Origin of the sequence: Brassicibacter mesophilus (assembly GCF_050433385.1) — a bacterium.
In the GTDB taxonomy this organism is placed as follows: Bacteria; Bacillota; Clostridia; order Tissierellales; family Proteiniboraceae; genus Brassicibacter; species Brassicibacter mesophilus.
The window spans coordinates 1-20601 of sequence record NZ_JBNPXI010000037.1 but is presented as its reverse complement, the minus strand read 5'-3'; the positions used below and the strand labels follow the sequence as shown (position 1 = coordinate 20601).

Genomic DNA, 20601 nt, shown 5'->3' with positions numbered 1-20601 from the left:
CTGCATTATAACCAACATAATATTATTTTACTCCAAACCACATAACTTCTCCATATTTTTTAAAACCTATGGACTCAGCTAAAGCAATGGATGCCTTATTATTAATGTTAATATGAATAAATGGTATATCTCCAGCATCTATTATCCTTTTTGCTAAATTAATACTAACAGAAGAAGCTAATCCATTTCCTCTATTTTTTTCTTTAGTATACATTATTCCCATTGAACCATCATCCTTAATCAGTACCCATGATATTGGGTCACCATCAATACTAAATACAGCTGATGATGCTCTTTCACTTATACATCTTTTAATTACTTCAAGTGAGTTTTTTCCTTTATATGTATAGTTCTCATTAACATGTACTGCATCATCTAATTGAAGATTACTCACTTTATGCTTAATTTTTGAAACGTTCAAATTTTCTGGGCACATATAATAAAGAAAACATCGATCTTCCCATTTTATATTATATATTTCCTTAATCATATCATAGTATTTTATTAAAACACCAGAAAAACCAGCCTCCTTAAAATTCATTTTCTTAAGCATATCAAACATAACGTCATCATCAGAAGCGAATGGTGTACTCCAATGCCCTGAATTAACAATTATTGAATTTGGACATTTTGAATTATCAGCAAATATGACACAATTGTCCATATACTTTATTCTACCTTTAATATTCAGCGTTGCAATATTATCTTTTTCAATTAAAGCATTGATACAATTAAGGTCATTAATTTTAATCAAGATTCCACCCCCAACACTACATATAATCTATTATATCAAAAAAATGCCCTTAAAATGGCATTTTAAAATTTATATCCTAAAATATGAATAAATCTTATATCTACATAATTGTAGTTTGATAAGGGATAATCAAATCTATCATAGGTATGTGCCGCTATAAATATGTTTTCTGGCTTTCTAGGCTCTTTAATTCTAACTACGACTGGAGAGTGATCAAACTTCTCGTCAAATCCAAAATTTAGCTGGATGATGTCTCCTATTTCGATCTCATTTATATTTGATACTACTGATATAGGACCTCTTCCATTATTAGTAGTTAGGTACTGAAACAAATGTTCTACACTGGTCCATGCTGGTGCTCTATTTTTCAAGTTATAGTAATACCACCCTGTCCACTTAGCATCATTCATTGGGCATCCCCCTGCATGTATTACCTGTGATGCAAAGTTAGTACAGTCACCTCCTATGTTCTCAAAATCATAGTATTTAGAATTTCTATCAAGAGCCCATCTCTTTGCATAGATATAAGCAGATTCTCTGTTATAAGGATATATACCAGTCTTCAATTTTTTAAAATTTTTATTCATATCACCACCTCCTTTATTACATTATATTTTTTATTATAGTTTTAAGTTACTTCTCTAAAAACTCATAATTAGTAGCTCTAATAATTTATAATCACTAAGGAAATAAAAAAAATATAATACTTTAGTAAATTATGTTATAATGTAAGAATAAATGGTAAATGGGGGTTTGTTAATGTCATATATGACTATGAGACAGATTAGACATCAGATGAATATAAGCAAGCTTGAAGAACTCGATTGTAAGGTCGTATCTATTCAAGGAGTTATGTTCTATGTAGTATATGAATGTGGTGATTTAAAAATTGAGTACATGTATCATATAAACCAAGACAATACATATTATTTAGATCGAATTAAACCTTATATGGTTTCTGCTGGCAACTTGGAAACTGAAGAAATGGTTGTAGACTTAATTAAAGTAGATATTGATCAGTTTAAAAATGCAAAGCTTAGTAACAATTTTGACGATTTTATAGACATCGATAAAAACATTTCTAAAACAGTTAAATCATTTGAGGATTTATTCCTCTATTACAATATATCTAAGCATGATGTTAATAATATCAAACAGAAAATTTCTGAGGTAAAAGAATTACTAAAAGACGTAAAGAACCGTAGTGAAAGAGTTTACCACTACAAAGACCCTAATAATTTAGAAGACCTATAGTTATATAGGTCTTTTTTATTCAATGATTACATTTTGTTGAATTTTATAGTTTTTTGAAAATATATGAAGGTATTTATGTTTTTATATAGAATTAGTATTAAAACAACTGTGCTAGAGGAAGGAGATATGTAAATATGCAAGAGTTTGAAAAAATATCAATTGCAGAGATTTCAAAACAAGACATGCTAATGATTTTAGAAGCCCTAGAATATACGGGTAAGAACACAAATATAAACACATTTATTAATCTGAAAAACAACATTATTAGAGAATTAAGTGAGCTTGCAGATAGCACTGAAGATGAATTTATTAATTATCTTAGTAAAGAATGATTAAACAGCGACCGATTAGTCGGTCGCTTATTTATTTTTGCACAACAACACTATTTCTTTCTTTTCAAAAATCTATATATTCCGGACTTACTGTTAATATAGCTTATTATCATATTACTTTTTTCTCTTCTATTTACAACCATGCATTTATTTAGCAATGGATGTACAAATACATCACCTTTACTATAACTAAATATATCTACATTATTATAGCTACTTTTTGTAAGTCTTTCAGATGCAATTCTCCCTTTTCTAAGCTTTATCAAATAACTACATAGACTTTGAATAAACTCTCTATCTTTTATTTCATTACTCTCTACAGTATTTAATATCAGTCCATTTATTCCATTAATAAAAAAGCTTTGTCTATCATCCATATCTATAGCTCTATTAATAATATCTAGACAGTTAGACAAAGTATAATATTTATCTTTATTTGCTACGCCATTTAATAGACTAATAATATCAATTCTATTTCTTTCAAAATCAATAGAATAATTTCCACTATATTTCTCAATTGGAAGTCTAAAAAATTCTTGATACTCAATTAAAAATTGTTTTTGTGATAATCTAATAATTTCTTCCTTTAAATGAGATATTATATCTTCTGGAGTTCTATTGTTACTTTCAAACAGCAAATATAATAATTTTGATAGCATTATGCTTTCTAATAATGTGTTTATATTTCCAGAAGTAAATAAAACATTCGTAATAACCTCGTCAATTATTACATCCCAACATTCATTTGCTGCAACAATGGGAACTATTCTACTATTGATGCTATCATCTATATTTGTCCAATAGTTTTCATCATTTTTTGAACATGCAGCATTTAAAAGCAGCTCACTCTTTCCATGTCTATAATATGTCCAAAGCTTAAGCTCTTCATTAAATCTATTATAGTCAATAATTGTACCACACTTATCCATCGATGGAATTAACGATTTAGCTGTTATTATCATTAACTCTACTACATAGGTCCATTGTCCTGTGGCATATTCTTCATCTCCAAAAGAATAGAGTTGCATATTCCTATTATACCTTTTTACCTCACCATAGCACCCGTTCATTATAAAGTTTTTTAAAGAATTATCTATCATAAAAACACTCCTCAAATCTAGCTATATCTAGTATAGCAAACTTTGATAGTTTAAAAAAGATAAAGCTAGCAGCCCGTTAAAGAGCTCTAGCTTTTTATGCACTAATATTTTCCTTAGCTTTTCTTAGTATTATTGCTCCAATAACTATTAAAACAACTGGAAATACCGCATTCCTAAATATCCGAATCACTTCTGGGTTTACTGAAATTCTATTGGACATATACATTAATTGACTAAGCATTTCATCGAAAAGTATTAATCCTCCTAAAGAAACAAGCCCTATTCCAACATGCTTCATGTTTATTTTATTAAGATCAAGATTAAAAACAGGCTCATTTTCAACAATTTCTCCTTGGTCTATTTTCTTTCTAATATGATAACAGTCAAAAAAGCTGTAAAACCAAACTATAACTGTAAATACCATAAGAAAGTCTGCAGAGTAAAATAGGTTAGTGACTGCAATAACTCCAAAGAATACAAGCATTAATTGAAGTCCCCTGTTCATAATACCTAAATACATATGCCCTGCACCTGGAATAAAAGAAAAAACAGTTGCCCAAAACGAACTATATTTTTTCTGAGTACTATTAGCATTATTCATTTTGTTATTGTCTGTTTTGATATTATTATGTTGTTGAAAGCCATTGTTAGCAGTATTCTTAATAATAGGTATTTCGTTCTTTTTAGCACATTTAAGACATACAATTCTCCCATTATTATTCACCGCACATTCTTTACATATATTCGAGCCACATTCTGAACAAATAAAATTTGCTTCTGAATCATTATGATATACGCAATTCATTAGTTACCCTCCTTAATATGTTATTTAACGCTTTGAACACCAAGGTAGTCTGTGAAATATTTTAAGCTTTGTGACATCTTGGTTAGTGGATTTGTTACAATTTGATTAATTTCAAGTGCTCCTCTAAACAATCCATTTGTAAGATTTATTGGATTATAATCAGCAATGTTACATAGTATAAACATCATACCTGCTGCAACAAAGCTAATACCCCAAGTTTTTAATGCTGCCTGTCTGAATTTTATCACTTTTTCATAATTAGCTATTTTATTTAATACTTTATCTGTAAAATCAACTGGTGGAAATATTGGCTGATGCTTAGCCATAGCATCAAAAAAGTAACTTGTATCTTCATATTCTACTCTACAGACATTGCATTTATCTAGATGTTTTTTGATATTATGGACTTCTATATCAGTCAGCCTGCTTTCAAAATATTTATCCATATTTTTTATAACTTCTTTACAGTCCATTTATACCCACTCCTATCACTCAGCTTTATAACTTCTTCTTTTAACATTCTCCTAGCTCTGTAAAGTCTTGTCTCTACTGTCCTTTCTGGTATATCCAATGCAAATGCAATTTCTTGATAAGACATATTATTAAAATGGTACATTATAATAACCGATTTATAGTTATCAGGTAGCTTGTAAACTAACTCATGAACCTCTCTTTGATTTTCATTGGATATTATCATATCTTCAGGTAAAGGGCTATTGTCCCGAATCTCAAATGATGAATCATTTTTTGACTCACTACTTATACTTGAAATATTTATGTTTATAATCTTGCTATTCTTTCTTTTCCAATCAAGACACGCATTTAGTGATATTCTATATATCCAAGTTGAAAGCTTACTTTCAAATCGAAATTTGCCAATTTCTTTATATATTTTCAGAAAAATTTCCTGTGATAAGTCTTGAGATTCATCATAATCATTAGTAAATTTATATGTCATGCCAAAAACTCTATTTTTAAATAAATCCACTATATACGGAAAGATAGCCTTATTGCCATTTTTTAATTCAGAAACTATTTGATCTTCATTCAACTAAAAACACCACCCTGGGCAACCAAGCCTTAATTTGCTAGTATCTTAATATCCCCATTTCTATCTCTAACATCGATTTTAACTCCATTATTCCCATTACTTTCATTAATTCTTTGCTCATTTATGCTTTCTTTTATTGCAAACCCAAATCTATCACTTATATTACCATATTCAGTAACAATATTAAAACTACCTTTCTGAGTAGATGGCAAATCAATATTTATATCTCCAAACTCATTGTCGATATCTATTCCTTTTTCAATCGGATGACTTGTACTATAGTTTATGTTCCCATTCTTAGATACTATTCTTAGAGATTTACTTACTTCTGAGATATCTGTATTTCCAAATCTATTAGCCACATTAACTTCATCATCTATCTTATCTACTGTTATATTCCCATTACTATTTTCGATAGTTAATTTACCTTTTACATTCTTAGTTTCAATATTACCATATTTACCTTTTATTTTCACATCTTTAGACACTTTTTGTACCAAAATACTATCGTGTGAATTTTCTATTTCAACACTTCCATTGATATTCATAGCTTCTATATTACCAAATGCATTTCTTAAAGTTAAATCACCTTCAATATTATCTATATTTATATTTCCATGTTTATTATTTACTATCACATTTTCATTAATTTTATCAGTATCAACATTACCAAATGAGTTTTCTACTGACAATTTGCCACCTAAGGATCTAGCTTCCACATTGCCGTGTGAATTCAAAATATTAGCATCTTTATCTATACCATCTATGGTAACATTTCCAAACTTATTCTCCACATCTACCATCATACTTTTAGGAACTTTTATATAATAACTAACACTTATATCTCCTATTTTATCTCTTTCTTGTTGAAGTCGATCTATATTTGAAACTATTCTTATAGTTCTATCAGAATCATCAATATTTATAATTTTGTTAGATATTTCTTCAGCTAATTTTTCGTCATTATGCTTGAAGTTAATTTCTGCGTTAATTTCTACTTTATCACTACTAGAGCTATAAACTTCTACATTTCCAAAAGAGTTAGTAACATCTATACCATCTTTCCCGCTACTCTCTAAAATATAATCTTTTGTAAATTTTGAGTCATATTTGTAGAATACATTGAAATTATGTGATATGCGAATTCCATCTTTAAATAAACTAAATCCTGAAAAAGCCATATTGACACTTGCAGTAACTGAAGATGATATAATAATTACTATCAACAATACAATACTAATAGTGTCAATAGAAATATTTACATCCTCATTTTTCTTCTTATAAATCAGTCTAATTATGATTATTTCTAATCCAAACAGTATTATTATACATGGCCATATTATAGAAAAAATATTAAAAATATCAATATCAATAAAATTATTTAGTAAAAGCAAAACTCCTAATGAAATAAGCGTTATAGCTAATGTTATAACTCCTAATTTTTTCTTTTTCACAATTTTCCCTCCCTGAACCTGATTATTAAGTCTTTCTAATATGTTTCATATATCAGTATAGACGAAAGTATATGTGCAAACCCTTCAAAATATTTTATATTCATAGATATTCCCACACAAAAAAAATAGGCATCATATAGATGCCTTAATAAACAATTTCCCGGGGGGGATGTTTATTGATTTAGTCGAATTATACAATCCGACATATTATACTATTATTATAGATTATTTTTAAATTTTTGTAAATACTTCGACAGATTATTGCATAGTTTTTTCACATTTTTTGAGGAGCTTCAATTCCTAACAATCCGAGACCAGTTTTTAATACTGTTCCAACTGAATCAACAACTAATAATCTTGCTTTCTGAACTTTTTCATCTTCTACAATTATAGGACATTCATGATAAAACTTATTAAATGCTTGTGCAACATCTACTATATGCCTTGCTATAAAAGATGGTTCATTTTTTTCCATTGCATCTAAAACTACTTTTTCAAATCCTTGTATCAATCTAATAATATTTACTGATTCTTCATTTATTATTATTGAATAATCAACATCTGTTGTTATTTCATATTGAGCTCTATTGAGAATACTATTTATCCTTGCATTAGTATACTGTACATATGGCCCAGTCTCACCTTCAAACGCAAGAGTTCTATCCCACGAGAAAGTATAATCTTTTATACGACTATTAAATAATTCTTGGAATATTACTGCTCCAATACCAACTTGTTTTGCCACTTCATCCTTATTTTCTAAATTTGGATTCTTTTCACTTATTATTTCCTTTGTTTTTTCTACTGCATTTTTTAACACATCTTCTAAGAATACAACTCTTCCTTTTCTAGTAGACATAGTTCCTTCTTCTAGACTTACCATTCCAAATGGAACATGAACACAATCTTTAACCCAATCATATCCCATAAGTTCTAATACCTTAAACCACTGCTTGAAGTGTAAATTTTGTTGTGAACCTACCACGTAAATATTCTTGTAAAAGTCATATGTTTCTTTTCTGTATATTGCAGCTGCTATATCTCTCGTTATATATAGGGTTGAACCATCACTCTTTTTAATCAACGCAGGAGGCATTCCATAATCTTCTAAATCAACTATTTGCGCTCCTCTAGATTCTGTTAATATACCTTTGTCTTCCATCATCTTGACAACTCTTGGCATTTTATCAGAATAGAAACTCTCTCCAGCAAAAGAATCAAACTCAATATTAAGCATGTTATATACTCTACTAAACTCTTTTAAACTAACTTCTCTTATCCATTGCCATAAGTTAGTTGCTTCTTTATCTCCATCTTCAAGTTTTTTAAACCACATTCTTGCTTCATCTTCGAGTTTATCATCTTCTTCTGCTTCTTCATGGAATTTTATATATAGCTTTAGCAATTCTGGAATTGGATCTGATTCAACTATCTGTTGATCTCCCCAAGCTTTAAATGCTACTATCAGCTTACCAAATTGAGTTCCATAGTCACCTAGATGGTTTATAGCTATAGCGTTGAAGCCTAAAAATTTATATATTTTATATAGCGATTGACCAATAACAGTAGTTCTAATATGGCCTATGTGGAAAGGCTTAGCTATGTTAGGTGATGAAAACTCTACAATAACATTTCTTCCTTTGCCAACATCAGAAGAACCAAATTTTTCTTTTCGAGCTACAACTTCTTCAAGTACTGTTTGAGCAAGTTGTTTTTTATCAACAAAAAAATTTACATAAGGTCCTACATTTTCGATTCTTTCAAAATACTCATTTTGCTGCATACTTTCAGCTATTTCCTGTGCTATGATATTAGGTGATTTTCTAAATGCTTTTGCTAGCCTAAAACATGGCATCGCATAATCACCTAAGTCAAAGCTTGGTGGTATCTCTATTAATTCTTCAACATCACTTTCATTTAATCCATCTACTTTACTACTAACAAGTCCAGCAATCTTTTTTTTAAAATCAATCATATTTCACGCCTCCTGTTCCTATCTAAATAAAAAAATCCCATCTCAATAAAGAGACGAGATTTTTACCCGTGTTACCACTCTAATTGGCATGATAATAATCATACCCACTCAAACCCTTTAACGTAGGGAACCGTCAAGCCTTACTCAGTTTCAGGCAGCTTTTCCAAGATTCTCTTCAGATAGATCAATGTATCAGGCTTACACCGTCCCTGACTCGCTTAGACAGTAAACATATCTTACTCTTCTTTTCGTCAAATTTCAATTTATTATTGAATAAACATTGTATCATATAATATTTTCCTCTTCAACAGATATTTATTCATTATTTATCAGGAATAAATTCACTACTAAACTTAAATCCTTTATCCATTTCAACACCATTAAGCTTTTTCATTGCTTCACCATTTATTGTAATTATTACTTCTTCATTTTCAGGGAAAAAAGTTAACGTATTTACTATAGATGCAATTGCAATTTTAGTTTCAGCCTCATTTTTTTTCATATTATCAGCAAACTCTTTTGATAAATCTACATATACCTTGTTATCCTTTTTTTCTACTCCTAATAATTTTGTATCCTTTGGTATAGGTGTAATGAAGCTTTCTACTTGTTGATAGCTAATTAGTCGCTCTAACGCAATCTCCTCTATAGACTTGTCTTTTAACATAGAATCGTTTGAAGCTATCTCAAATCTTTCTCCAAATATATAAGGTAGTTTATCATGCTTTAGATATAATACATAATCAATATATTGTATATCTTGGTTTTCAGAAGTATCGCTTTCTTTCTGCTGCTCCTTATCGTTATTATCAGCTCCTGCTACATCACCTATTGATCCTTCCCCCTGCTTGTCCTTATTACAACCAGCAAGTAGAGAAAACATTAATAATGCAATCATTAATAAAATCAAAATTCTTTTCACCATAATACCCCCTTAGGTTATAGTATTTCTTCTGGAAGGTTATCTTCGTTATAGACCTTAACTCCATTTTGGGATAAAATATCTGCTGTTAGTCCCTCTCCTTTAATTTTTGTCTTAGTAAAAGAACCATCGTATATCCAGCCATATCCACACGAAGGACTTCCAGATTTCAATATTGCTATCTTAGAATTATACAATTTAGCAATATTTAGTGTTTCTTTAGCACCTTTAACAAATCCATCTGTTACATCTTCGCCTTTATCATTTATTACCCTCATTTGACCATCTTTATCAATTTTTATTTCGCTTGGCTGTCTAGGTGTAGTTAATCCTCCTAACTGCTCAGGGCATACCAGTATTGCTTTACCTTGTTTTATTAGATTAACAATCCTGTCATCTAAATTATTACCACCACTGTATTTGCAGTTAACTCCAGCCAAGCACGCACTAACTATATACAATTTCATCATCCTTTACTTTAATTCTACAACAGTTACCCCTGTACCACCTTCACCATAGTTTCCTAATCTAAAGGTTTTAACATGTTTATGACTCTTTAAGAGCTGTCCTATTCCTTCTCTTAATATTCCAGTTCCTTTACCATGTATAATAAATACACTCTTTAAGCCTGCTATATATGCATCATCTAAATATTTATCTACATCCAGTATAGCCTCTTCTAAACTCATACCTCTTAGATCTATTTCATTTTTAATTGATGAAGCTTTAGATTTCATTATAGATTTTGTTCCAGATTTAAGTTCTGATTTTTCTTTTTCTGACGCTCTAGCAATAGTTGAAATATGAACATTAATTTTCATAATCCCTACTTGTATCATTACATTGCCTTCATCATCTGGAGAACTTAAAACTATTCCTGTTTGATTAAGTGAAAGTATAGTAACATTTTCTCCAGGTCTAAGATTTTTAGGAGGCTTTGCATTTTTCTTAACTATTATGTTTTCTATAAGTTCACCTTCAACGCTTTCAAGCTTTGACTTTAGTTTATCCTTTGCTTCTTGGATTTTTTTATTCTTTTCTTTTTCTATTTCAATAGATAAATCCCTTAATTCACTAATAATTTTATCAGATTCTTCTTTAGCATCTTTTAATATTTTCCTTGCTTCTTTCTTTGCTTCCCTCATTACTTCTTGTTTCATTTCATCAATTTTATTCTTCTTTTGAAGCAGCTCATCCTTTAGCTTGTCTATTTCTTTCTTTAACGCCTCAGTCTCTTGTCTATTTTGTTCACTTTCTCTTCTATCTCTTTCTATACTTGCAAGTACATCTTCAAACTCAATATTTTCTTTAGAAATTAAGTTTCTTGCATAATCAATAACAAAATCTTGTAATCCAAGTCTTTTAGATATTTCAAATGCATTAGACTTACCAGGGACTCCAATTAACAATCTATAAGTTGGACTTAATGTTTCAACATTAAATTCTACTGAAGCATTTTCAATTCCTTCGGTTGTAAGTGCATACACCTTTAATTCACTATAATGAGTCGTAGCAACTGTTCTAATACCTCTTCCATGCAAATAGTCAAGTATTGACATAGCTAGAGCAGCGCCTTCCGTTGGGTCAGTACCTGCACCAAGTTCATCAAATAATACAAGACTATTTTCCTCAACATTATTAAGTATATCTACTATATTGGTCATATGTGAAGAAAATGTACTCAAGCTTTGCTCAATGCTTTGTTCATCTCCTATATCTGCAAAAACATTTGAAAATACAGCCATTTTTGTTCCATAATCAGCTGGAACCTGTAGTCCTGATTGAGCCATAATTGTTAAAAGACCAACAGTTTTTAACGTAACAGTTTTGCCACCTGTATTAGGTCCTGTAATAACTAAAGTATTAAATTTCTCACCAAGATAAATATTAATCGGCACTACATTATTAACCTTTAAAAGTGGATGCCTTCCCTTCTTAATGTTTATATATCCATTGTTATTAAGAGTGGGCTTTATTCCCTTCATATCAAGAGATAATTTACTTTTTGCAAATATAAAGTCTAACTGGGCTAGAGTGCTTTGATTCTCTCTTATTCCTTCACTTTCTACAGCTACTTTTTCAGTTAACTCTGCTAATATTCTTTCAATCTCAGCTTTTTCTTTGAGTTTTAACTCTTTAAGATTATTATTAAGCTCAACAATTGCAATAGGTTCTATGAACAGAGTGGCACCACTTGATGATTGATCGTGTACTAATCCAGGGAAATTCCCTCTATATTCCTGCTTAACTGGTACAACAAATCTATCTTCTCTAATTGTTATAATCGCATCCTGTAAATATTTCTTATTTGTTGAAGAACTAATTATTGAATTCAATTTGCTTCTTATGGAGTCATTTTTTGTTTGTATCTGTTTTCTAATGCTTTTTAGCAAAGAACTTGCATTATCAGATATCTCCTCTTCACTTATTATGGAATTAAATATGCTATCTTCAATAGTTTTATAAGCATTTAGACTTCCTATCATGTTTTCTAAAATAGGATATTTTGAATCTCTGTCCTCTTTTTCTTGATTTAAAAACCCTTTTATTCTTCTAGCAGCCCTTAATGTGTCAGCTACTCTTATTAAAGCTCCTGGAGTTAATGTAGCACCTATTTCAGCTCTTCTTATTTCACTTAATATATCATGTATTCCACCTAAAGGTGGACTTCCTCTTTTAATAATAATGCTAACGCCTTCATCAGTTTCATTCTGAAGATACTCAACCTTATCAATATTTAGCGATGGTTTTAAGTTCTCCGCCAACTGTTTGCCTAGCGAAGATTCTGTTTTATTTATAAGCATTTGAATAATCTTACTATACTCAAGCACCCTTAAGGTCTTTTCATTCATTGTATTCCCTCCTAACTCTGAGTGCAATCCACATAAATACATTTATTTATATAGATAACAAATTTAAAATAAAAAATAAGTTGAATTTGAGTAAAAAAGATAAGAGAATGCTTATGAGATTTTGTTAAGAAAACTAGGTGAAAGTAGGTAAAAAATCTGTTAATAAATTTGCATGTTTGAGCATAATGTTTTGGGGAGCGAGTTTGCAAATTTTAAGATTTTTTAGTTGATAAGCTTATAGTTTTCTCAAAATCTTCATCCCATAAATGTTCTTTTTTACTCAGATTCTTATATTTCTTATCTATATAACTCCTCTAAAATAGTGTCCTTTAGTAATTGCAACTTTTTGTTTGTAATAATCTAAGAAGTTTAACACCTCATCTTTATCAATAATTTTATTGGCATAATCATAATAAACCGTTTGAATATCTCGTATTTCTTTTTCTACGGTAAAGTCAAGTCTAACCATATTCACATTATTTGAATATAGCTTATCAATATAGTCAGGTATCATTAAAGGCTGACTGTTATAAATAGTTGTAGTCTTTCCTTTTCTAGCTATCTCAAATGTCATGCCCTTCCTATCAAATAACCCAAATCCACTATTAAATTTACAAGTAGAACAACCACTGCTATCTTTACAGCCTTTAACTAGAGATAATGGACAATGCTTAGTAAGCATAACAGGCAAATATCCATATCCTATGGCTTCATGTATAATATTGTTATTGCCACAGATATTAGAAATCTGACCAAGCGTAAGTTCAGAAGACAGTGTCAAACTTTCAATACCGTAATTAGAAAGTAACTTTATCGCAAAGCTATTAAATAAATTCATTCCATTGTCGCAGTGAATTTTCTTATCATATCTGTCTTTAACAAACTTTAATGTTCCTATGTTTGAAATACTTATTCCATCAACATCTGATACATTTCTGTCTAATACTCTTGATAATCCATCAAATTCATCATTTCCAATAATCCTTTCAGTAGCAATATATACTTCTTTATTATGGCTTTTTAATTGTTTAATGCATTCTTCAAGTCCACCAGTGAATCCCAGATAAGCTCTGTCAAGCTTGTTTATGTCTAGCTGGTTAAATTGCTCTATATTACTAACCTTAACGCTAATCTTATTTGAGTCTTTTACTTGATTTCCTGGGAAATCAAAAACCTGATCTATCTTTGAAACCAAATCATTTCTATTTATTTCTACTCTCTTATTGAAATTCCCTCTTTTTTTGTTTAGTTCTTCAATACCTTTTCTACGCAGTTTATTTAATACACTCATTGGTGCCATTACGTTTTCATCTAATTTTATTTCTATACCTGATAGTAAATATGGTGTATCACCTAATTTCTCCATCTGCGACCTTACTTTATTCTCATTTAGGCTCATTTTTATACCCTTTTCAGCCAATTCATCACTTTTAACAGTAACACGGCTTGATTGCTCCCATATTGTTAACTCTATAGGTTTATCAATCTCAACCTTTATTGACATATTAATACTTAATTTATTCTTGTTCTTGGTGAAAGTCTCTTTTGCAGCTTCATTTAGCTTGATATCAAATGTTTTATTGACAGAGGCTCCCCTAGAAACCCCTCTAATATTCTTTATTTTTACAATATCTTGTGAAAAGCCTTGCTCAACTTTTTTATCATCAATATACATAAAATCTATTATCGCACCATAACTATCTCCATTGTTGTTTACTATTTCTACTCCATCCCCTTTACTTAATGAATCATCTAGCTGTATATAAGTATATGACTTGTCAGTTTTAATAACTTTTCCAATACTAACACCTCTGTTATTCGGTTTATCAAATGATATAAAGTCTCCTCCGAAATCATTCATTATATATCCCTTTGTAAAACCGCGATTAAACATCTGTGCCATATCTTTTATATCTCTACTCTTTAAAGCATACCTGTTGTCACCTTTTATGTTATCTAGTGCTTTTCTATATTTATTTACAATAATAGCCACATATTCTGGCTTCTTCATTCTTCCTTCAATTTTAAATGATGTAACGCCAGCATCAATAATTTCCTCAATATGCTCTATTGTATTTAAATCTTTAGTACTTAAAATATACTTTTCATTAAATCTATCATTTATCACCTGACCACTCTTTATGTTTACAATTGAATATGACATTCTACATGGTTGAGCACATGTTCCTCTATTTCCACTTCTTCCACCGATTAAGCTGCTCATTAAGCACTGTCCAGAATAGCTTACACACAATGCACCGTGAATAAAGCCCTCTAGTTCAATATCTGTATTTTCGCTAATAAACTTGATTTCATCTATTGAAAGCTCTCTTGCAAGAACAACTCTTTGAAATCCAAGCTCCTCTAAAAACTTAACGCCCATGTGATTATTTATTGACATTTGTGTACTACCATGAACCTCAAAGTCTGGTAATATATCTTTGATTATTTCATATAACCCCAAGTCTTGAATTATAACTGCATCTACATCTATGTTATATAAAAAAATAAGATAATCAATTACTTCTTCAAGCTCTTTATCTTCTAATAATATATTTACTGTAACATACACCTTTACATTTCTTAAGTGTGCATATTCTACTGCTGCTTTTAGTTCAGCATAGTCAAAGTTTGATGCATACTGCCTTGCATTAAAAAGCTTCCCTCCTAAATATACAGCATTTGCGCCATTTTCTACAGCCGCAAAGAGGGCCTCCATGCTTCCTACAGGTGACAGTAGTTCAATACTATTATTCATAAATCCAACTCCTCATATATTTCTTAATTGTGTGCAAAATAAAAGAGTAGAAAACTACTCCTTATTACTTATCTTTCTTACTTCTATTATAAGATTATTTAGGCTTACATTCAATCTATCAATCTCTTTTCTTACCTCTGCGAATCTTTTATCTAGGTACTGCGGACTGTCACCTTCACTATATATTCCTAAGTCTTTTCTCCTCAAAGGCTCTTCAGCATCCTTTAATACTGCAGTAAATTTACCACATGCTTCAATAAGGGCTTTTTTTACATCATTTTCATTATCTATCCCATATTTTCTAAGCTCTTGTCTCATATCATACATATTGATCTTTTCTTTTTTCAAATTTTTTTCTAAAACATTGCCTTCATCTATAAGATAAGTGGGCTTACCTTCTATTAATTTCCCAAGTTTTCTGCTTTTATAAGTCAAGTAAGAGAGAAATATTTCTAAGACTGCTAGTGTTATAAGTACTAGCACACCATCATGGAATGGAACCTTTCTTTCTAGCGCAACCGAACTCATAATGTGACCTATACCAGTCATAAGAACAAAATCAAATGCCCCAAGCTCTCCAATAGATCTTTTGCCCATTATTCTAACAATTATCAATGCAACAAAGTATCCACCAATAGCCCTAATCAAATATATTGGATCTTGTATAAGGTGATTATGCATAATATACCTCCGCAAAATATCTTAAGGTTATTTTGCGTAAGTAATTCACTTTTATTCATTTAATCCTTATCTAGTATTCTTAAAGACTCTTCAAGCTCTTTTTTTGTTTGCACTAATTCAATCTGATTTTCAAATAATTTGTTTTGTAACTCATTTATCATTTTTTGAGTATTTAATAGTTCATCTTCTTTAAGTTTTAAAGACTGTTCATACTGTCTAAGCTTCTTATGTAAATGTTCAAGTTCTCTCTTTGATTGAAGAAGTTCATCTTTATATGTGTCACATTCATATTTAAGTGTTTCAGCCTTAGTCTTACTATCGACAAGCTCCGCTTTGATACTCTCTAATTCTTTAAGTGGTTCAACAACATTTTCTTTTATTTGACTCAATTCTGTACTGTTTCTATAATACTTGTCAGCTATATTAAAAGCAGCAAGAATAGCTGACATTGATTGACTTAGCTTACTATTTTTTTTTACAATTTCTTTTATATTTTCATCAACAAAATTGGCTATTCCTTTTACATACTCCTCAGATTCATTGCCTACCACTGTAAAATCTTGTCCATTTATTCTAACTATAACTTTTTTGTTATTTGTCATAGTCTACACTCTCCTTTAAGAACATCACTTAATTATATAATTCTTTTTATATCAAATATTTCCTTCTAATTTTCTAAAAGAGTTTATTTTTATTAATATAAATCAAGTTATATAATTATACTTTATCATAAATAATAACAAAAGAGTAGGCTTAAAACCTACTCTCTTACACTAATTAGCTTCTTAATTCAGCATTCAATGTGCTCTTTAGTTCTTCTAATATATTATTATGAACTTTAGTTACTTCTTCATCAGTTAATGTCTTTTCAATAGATCTATAAGTAATAGAGTATGCAACACTTTTCTTAGATTCCTCTATTTGACTTCCAGTATAAACATCAAATAACTTGACACCCGAAACTAGTCCTTTGCCATTACTCCATATAATCTTTTCTATTTCTTTAACCATAATATCTCTGTCAAGTACTAAAGCTATATCTCTTGACATAGATGGATATTTTGGAAGAGGAGTGTACTTTCTTTGTAACTTTGCAAGAAAAGCTATTAGCTCAAAATCTATTTCCGCAGCATAAGCTCTTTCTTTCATTCCATAATTCTCTAATACATCTGGATGTAGTTCTCCAATTATACCTATTACATGATTATCTTTTATTATATTAGCGGTTCTTCCAGGATGAAAAGTACTATGATTCTCTTCTCTTAGGTAATCATAGTCGCTAATTCCTAATCTATTTAACAACATTTCTACTACACCCTTGATCTCATAAAAACTGCTATCTCCATATATACCAATACATAAAGTTTTATTCTCATATGGAAGACTTGTTACTGGAACCTCTTTTGGAATAAATATATTTCCTATTTCATATGCTAGTGCTCTTTCTACACCATATTTATAGTTTCTAGTTAAAACATCCATCATATTTGCAATTAATGTTGTCCTCATCACACTATAATCTTCACCTAGAGGATTTCTAATTTCTACATAGTTCCTCTTAATACTGTCTGAAGGTAAATTAATTTTATCATACGTCTTTGGACTTACGAATGAGTATGTCATTATCTCATTTAATCCTATACCTGATAATATAGATTTAACTTTATCCTCAATCTCTCTAAGCGATGATTTTTCTCCTTTTGTCAAAGTTCCAATCAAAGGTTGTGCATTAATATTATCAAATCCATATATTCTACCGACTTCTTCAATTAAATCCGCTTCAAGCTCTAAATCTCTTCTAAAAGTAGGTATTGTAGCGTATATTTTATTATACTCATACTTTGATTTAAGTTCAAGACTATCTAACATTTGTAGCATTCTATCAATAGATATTTCAATACCAAGTAATTTACTAACTTTTTCTGGAGACAATTCTATAATTCTTTCTTCTACCCTTTCATTATATATATCTACACATCCTCCAACAACAGTACCAGCTTCGATTTTTTCAAGCAATTGGCATACTCTATTACAAGCAGCTTCTGACAAATTAGGGTCTAGATCTTTTTCAAATTTTGCAGACGCTTCTGTTCTTAGACTCACTGTCCTTGAAGCCAGTCTAACACTTCTGCCGTTAAAGTTTGCAGATTCAATTAGTATTGTCTTTGTTTCCTTTGTCACTTCACTATCTTGACCACCCATTACTCCAGCAATAGCCATTGGTTTATTTGCATCTGCAATTACAAGCATTGAAGAATTTAAGCTTCTTTCTACTCCATCAAGAGTTGTTAGCTTTTCACCATCATTAGCTCTTCTTACAACTATTGTATTTTCTTCTATCATGTCTAAGTCAAAAGCATGAATAGGCTGGCCCATTTCAAGCATAACATAGTTAGTTATATCTACAATATTGTTGATAGGTCTAACTCCTGCTTCAATAAGTCTTCTTTGAACCCATAAAGGTGATTGACTAATCTTGATATCCTTGACAACTTTAGCATAATATCTTTTACATAAGTCATTATCCTTAACTTCTATGTTCTTTACATATTCATCTATATTATCAACTTCATTCTTTATTTCTATATTTGGATAAGTTAAGCTACTGCCTAGCGTAGCAGCTGTTTCTCTAGCCATGCCTATTATGCTTAGACAATCAGGGCGATTTGGTGTTATTTCAAAATCAATAATCTCTCCATTAAGTTCTAATACCTCTTTAATATCTTTTCCTAATTGATACTCTTGATCTAATATATAAATACCGTCTTTCTGCTCTTTAGGAGTTACACTATCATCTATACCAAGCTCATTTGCAGAGCAAAGCATTCCATTTGATTCGACTCCTCTTAGTTTGCCTTTCTTTATTTTAACTCCACCAGGAAGCCTAGCTCCTGACAATGCAACTGGAATATAGTCGCCAACCTTAATATTGTTTGCACCAGTAACTATTTGTATTTTTTCGCTGCCAACATCTATACTAGTAATAACAAGCTTATCTGCATCAGGGTGTTTTGTTATTTCAAGTATTTTTCCTACTACTACATTTTCTACTCCCTTATTAACACTTTCAATAGAATCAACATGAGAACCTGACATAGTCAGTTTATCAGCTAATAATTTTGTATCTATATCAATATTTACGTATTCCTTTAACCATTTTACAGGTACTAGCATAACATTCCTCTCCTTCTTCTCATGAATTAAAGCCTGAAATATTTCTCACATCCATATGCTTTTTAGTTAGAATTGACCTAAAAACCTCATATCATTTTCAAATAACAATCTTATATTATTAATTCCATATTTAACCATTGCTATTCTGTCAACTCCAAGCCCAAACGCAAAGCCACTATATATATCAGGGTCTATCCCACAATTCTTTAAAACCTTAGGATGTACCATGCCACAACCTAATAGCTCCATACTCCATCCAGTTCCATGACATGATTCGCAGCCTTCTCCCTTACACTTAAAACAAGAAACATCTACTTCAGCACTTGGTTCAGTAAATGGGAAGTAGTGAGGTCTAAATCTTGTCTTCATTTCACTTCCAAAAAGTTGTTTGATAAACATATCTATTGTATGTTTAAGATTTGCCATTGTAATATTTTTGTCTACTACCAACCCTTCTAATTGATGAAACATAGGAGAATGAGTATCGTCTACATCATCAAATCTAAATGTTCTTCCAGCTGAAACAATTCTTAATGGAGGTGTATTTTGCTTCATAACTCTTATCTGTACAGGTGAAGTGTGAGTTCTTAGAAGCATATCTTCAGTTATATAGAAGGTATCTGACGGATCTCTTGAAGGATGATTTTCCGGCGAATTAAGTGCATCAAAGTTATTGTAAACAGTTTCAACCTCAGGCCCTTGCACTATACTAAATCCCATGTTCATAAATATGTTTTCTAATTCTTCCATTGTAGAAAGTAAAGGATGTCTATGTCCTACAGGTATCTCTTTTCCAGGAATTGAAATATCAATTCTCTCTGCATTTAATTTTACCTTTTTTGTTTCTTCTTTTAATTTTTCTTTAATTTTTTCAAGTCCTTGTTCAATTTCTTCCCTAACTTCATTAGCAATTTGACCTACAATTGGCCTTTCTTCCTTAGATAGCCCACCCATACCTCTCAGTACTTGAGTCAACTCTCCCTTTTTCCCCAAATACTTAATTCTAATTTGTTCAAGCTCTTCAAGACTAGCTACTTTTCCAAGCTCTGATACTGCTCTTTCTTTAATGTTCATCAGATTTTCTTTCATGTCATGCGCTCCTTTCTATACTATGAAAATCTTTTTAAAATAAATATCACAAATACATATATAAAGCTCACAATCAAAGAGTGCTTTAATATTCCTATAATCTCTTCTCTTTTATTTTCTTTATTTGATGCTATGTGTGATTGCTTTTTATTGTCCTTATTATTTTTACTATTTTTCTTTTTTATAGAAGCATTTTCTGGTGTCTTTTTCACTAAATATTTTTTTCTAATTGGCTCTACTAAAATATTAGCACAAGAATATATTGCAAAAAAAGCTATAAAACTAACAAAGTACTCCAATAAAACACCTCCTTGTATAATAATGATATAGCCATTAAGGATAATACATATTTAACCTTTTCTATACCTAAGTAACTGAAGAAGGTATTCTTCCTTCATCA

At 30.3% G+C, this 20601-nt stretch carries 19 protein-coding genes and 1 other annotated feature; of the genes, 2 read left to right on the top strand and 17 right to left on the bottom strand.

Translation table 11 applies throughout. From position 1 onward, the window contains the following. Window positions 1-22 precede the first annotated feature (22 nt). The gene (locus HNR33_RS21745; protein WP_429087862.1) at window positions 23-754 is read right to left on the bottom strand and encodes a GNAT family N-acetyltransferase; all 732 of its coding nucleotides are present in this window, start codon (window positions 752-754) and stop codon (window positions 23-25) included. A gap of 62 nt (window positions 755-816) precedes the next feature. Next, on the bottom strand, window positions 817-1341 hold the full coding sequence (locus HNR33_RS21740) for an amidase domain-containing protein (RefSeq protein WP_429087859.1): 525 nt from the start codon (window positions 1339-1341) through the stop codon (window positions 817-819). A 172-nt stretch (window positions 1342-1513) separates the two neighbouring features. Here HNR33_RS21740 and HNR33_RS21735 point away from each other — a divergent pair, with 172 nt between their 5' ends. Together HNR33_RS21735 and HNR33_RS21730 are read left to right on the top strand one after the other, a co-directional pair. Further along, a complete protein-coding gene (locus HNR33_RS21735; protein ID WP_429087857.1) occupies window positions 1514-2008 on the top strand; it encodes a hypothetical protein in 495 nt (164 codons plus the stop codon). A gap of 134 nt (window positions 2009-2142) precedes the next feature. Further along, a complete protein-coding gene (locus tag HNR33_RS21730) occupies window positions 2143-2340 on the top strand; it encodes a hypothetical protein (RefSeq protein ID WP_429087854.1) in 198 nt (65 codons plus the stop codon). Between the two features lie 50 nt (window positions 2341-2390). Here HNR33_RS21730 and HNR33_RS21725 read toward each other — a convergent pair whose 3' ends face one another. The 15 genes from HNR33_RS21725 to HNR33_RS21655 form a co-directional block, all read right to left on the bottom strand. Further along, on the bottom strand, window positions 2391-3440 hold the full coding sequence (locus tag HNR33_RS21725) for a hypothetical protein (protein ID WP_429087852.1): 1050 nt from the start codon (window positions 3438-3440) through the stop codon (window positions 2391-2393). Window positions 3441-3534: 94 nt separating this feature from the next. Next, window positions 3535-4245, bottom strand: coding sequence for an LIM domain-containing protein (locus tag HNR33_RS21720; RefSeq protein ID WP_429087849.1), 711 nt, complete (start codon window positions 4243-4245; stop codon window positions 3535-3537). Window positions 4246-4265: 20 nt separating this feature from the next. Further along, window positions 4266-4718: an anti-sigma factor gene (locus tag HNR33_RS21715; protein WP_429087846.1), complete on the bottom strand. Its 453-nt coding sequence runs from the start codon at window positions 4716-4718 to the stop codon at window positions 4266-4268. After that, on the bottom strand, window positions 4697-5296 hold the full coding sequence (locus HNR33_RS21710; protein ID WP_429087843.1) for an RNA polymerase sigma factor: 600 nt from the start codon (window positions 5294-5296) through the stop codon (window positions 4697-4699). The genes HNR33_RS21715 and HNR33_RS21710 overlap by 22 nt, the downstream gene beginning before the upstream one ends. A 29-nt stretch (window positions 5297-5325) precedes the next feature. Further along, a complete protein-coding gene (locus HNR33_RS21705) occupies window positions 5326-6750 on the bottom strand; it encodes a DUF4097 family beta strand repeat-containing protein (RefSeq protein ID WP_429087840.1) in 1425 nt (474 codons plus the stop codon). Between the two features lie 274 nt (window positions 6751-7024). Beyond that, window positions 7025-8725, bottom strand: a complete 1701-nt coding sequence (gene argS, locus HNR33_RS21700) for an arginine--tRNA ligase (protein ID WP_429087837.1) — start codon at window positions 8723-8725, stop codon at window positions 7025-7027. A 46-nt stretch (window positions 8726-8771) separates the two neighbouring features. Then, window positions 8772-8986, bottom strand: a binding site (T-box leader). Window positions 8987-9047: 61 nt separating this feature from the next. Then, window positions 9048-9647 (bottom strand): GerMN domain-containing protein, encoded by a 600-nt coding sequence (locus HNR33_RS21695; protein WP_429087834.1) that lies wholly within the window; start codon window positions 9645-9647, stop codon window positions 9048-9050. A gap of 17 nt (window positions 9648-9664) precedes the next feature. Continuing rightward, the gene (locus HNR33_RS21690; RefSeq protein ID WP_429087832.1) at window positions 9665-10114 is read right to left on the bottom strand and encodes a 2-thiouracil desulfurase family protein; all 450 of its coding nucleotides are present in this window, start codon (window positions 10112-10114) and stop codon (window positions 9665-9667) included. A 6-nt stretch (window positions 10115-10120) separates the two neighbouring features. Then, window positions 10121-12499: an endonuclease MutS2 gene (locus tag HNR33_RS21685; RefSeq protein ID WP_429087829.1), complete on the bottom strand. Its 2379-nt coding sequence runs from the start codon at window positions 12497-12499 to the stop codon at window positions 10121-10123. A 301-nt stretch (window positions 12500-12800) separates the two neighbouring features. Beyond that, window positions 12801-15257, bottom strand: a complete 2457-nt coding sequence (locus tag HNR33_RS21680) for a U32 family peptidase (RefSeq protein WP_429087826.1) — start codon at window positions 15255-15257, stop codon at window positions 12801-12803. Between the two features lie 54 nt (window positions 15258-15311). Then, a complete protein-coding gene (locus HNR33_RS21675) occupies window positions 15312-15938 on the bottom strand; it encodes a DUF421 domain-containing protein (RefSeq protein WP_429087823.1) in 627 nt (208 codons plus the stop codon). Window positions 15939-15997: 59 nt separating this feature from the next. Further along, complete coding sequence (locus HNR33_RS21670) at window positions 15998-16540, bottom strand: cell division protein ZapA (protein WP_429087821.1); 543 nt, start codon at window positions 16538-16540, stop codon at window positions 15998-16000. Between the two features lie 175 nt (window positions 16541-16715). Further along, entirely contained in the window at window positions 16716-19112 is a 2397-nt protein-coding gene (gene pheT, locus HNR33_RS21665; RefSeq protein WP_429087819.1) for a phenylalanine--tRNA ligase subunit beta, read from the bottom strand. 66 nt (window positions 19113-19178) lie between these two features. Further along, window positions 19179-20201 carry a phenylalanine--tRNA ligase subunit alpha gene (pheS, locus tag HNR33_RS21660; protein ID WP_429087817.1) on the bottom strand — a complete coding sequence of 341 codons (1023 nt, stop codon included), beginning with the start codon at window positions 20199-20201 and terminating at the stop codon, window positions 19179-19181. Between the two features lie 20 nt (window positions 20202-20221). After that, on the bottom strand, window positions 20222-20500 hold the full coding sequence (locus tag HNR33_RS21655; RefSeq protein ID WP_429087814.1) for a hypothetical protein: 279 nt from the start codon (window positions 20498-20500) through the stop codon (window positions 20222-20224). Window positions 20501-20601 lie beyond the last annotated feature (101 nt).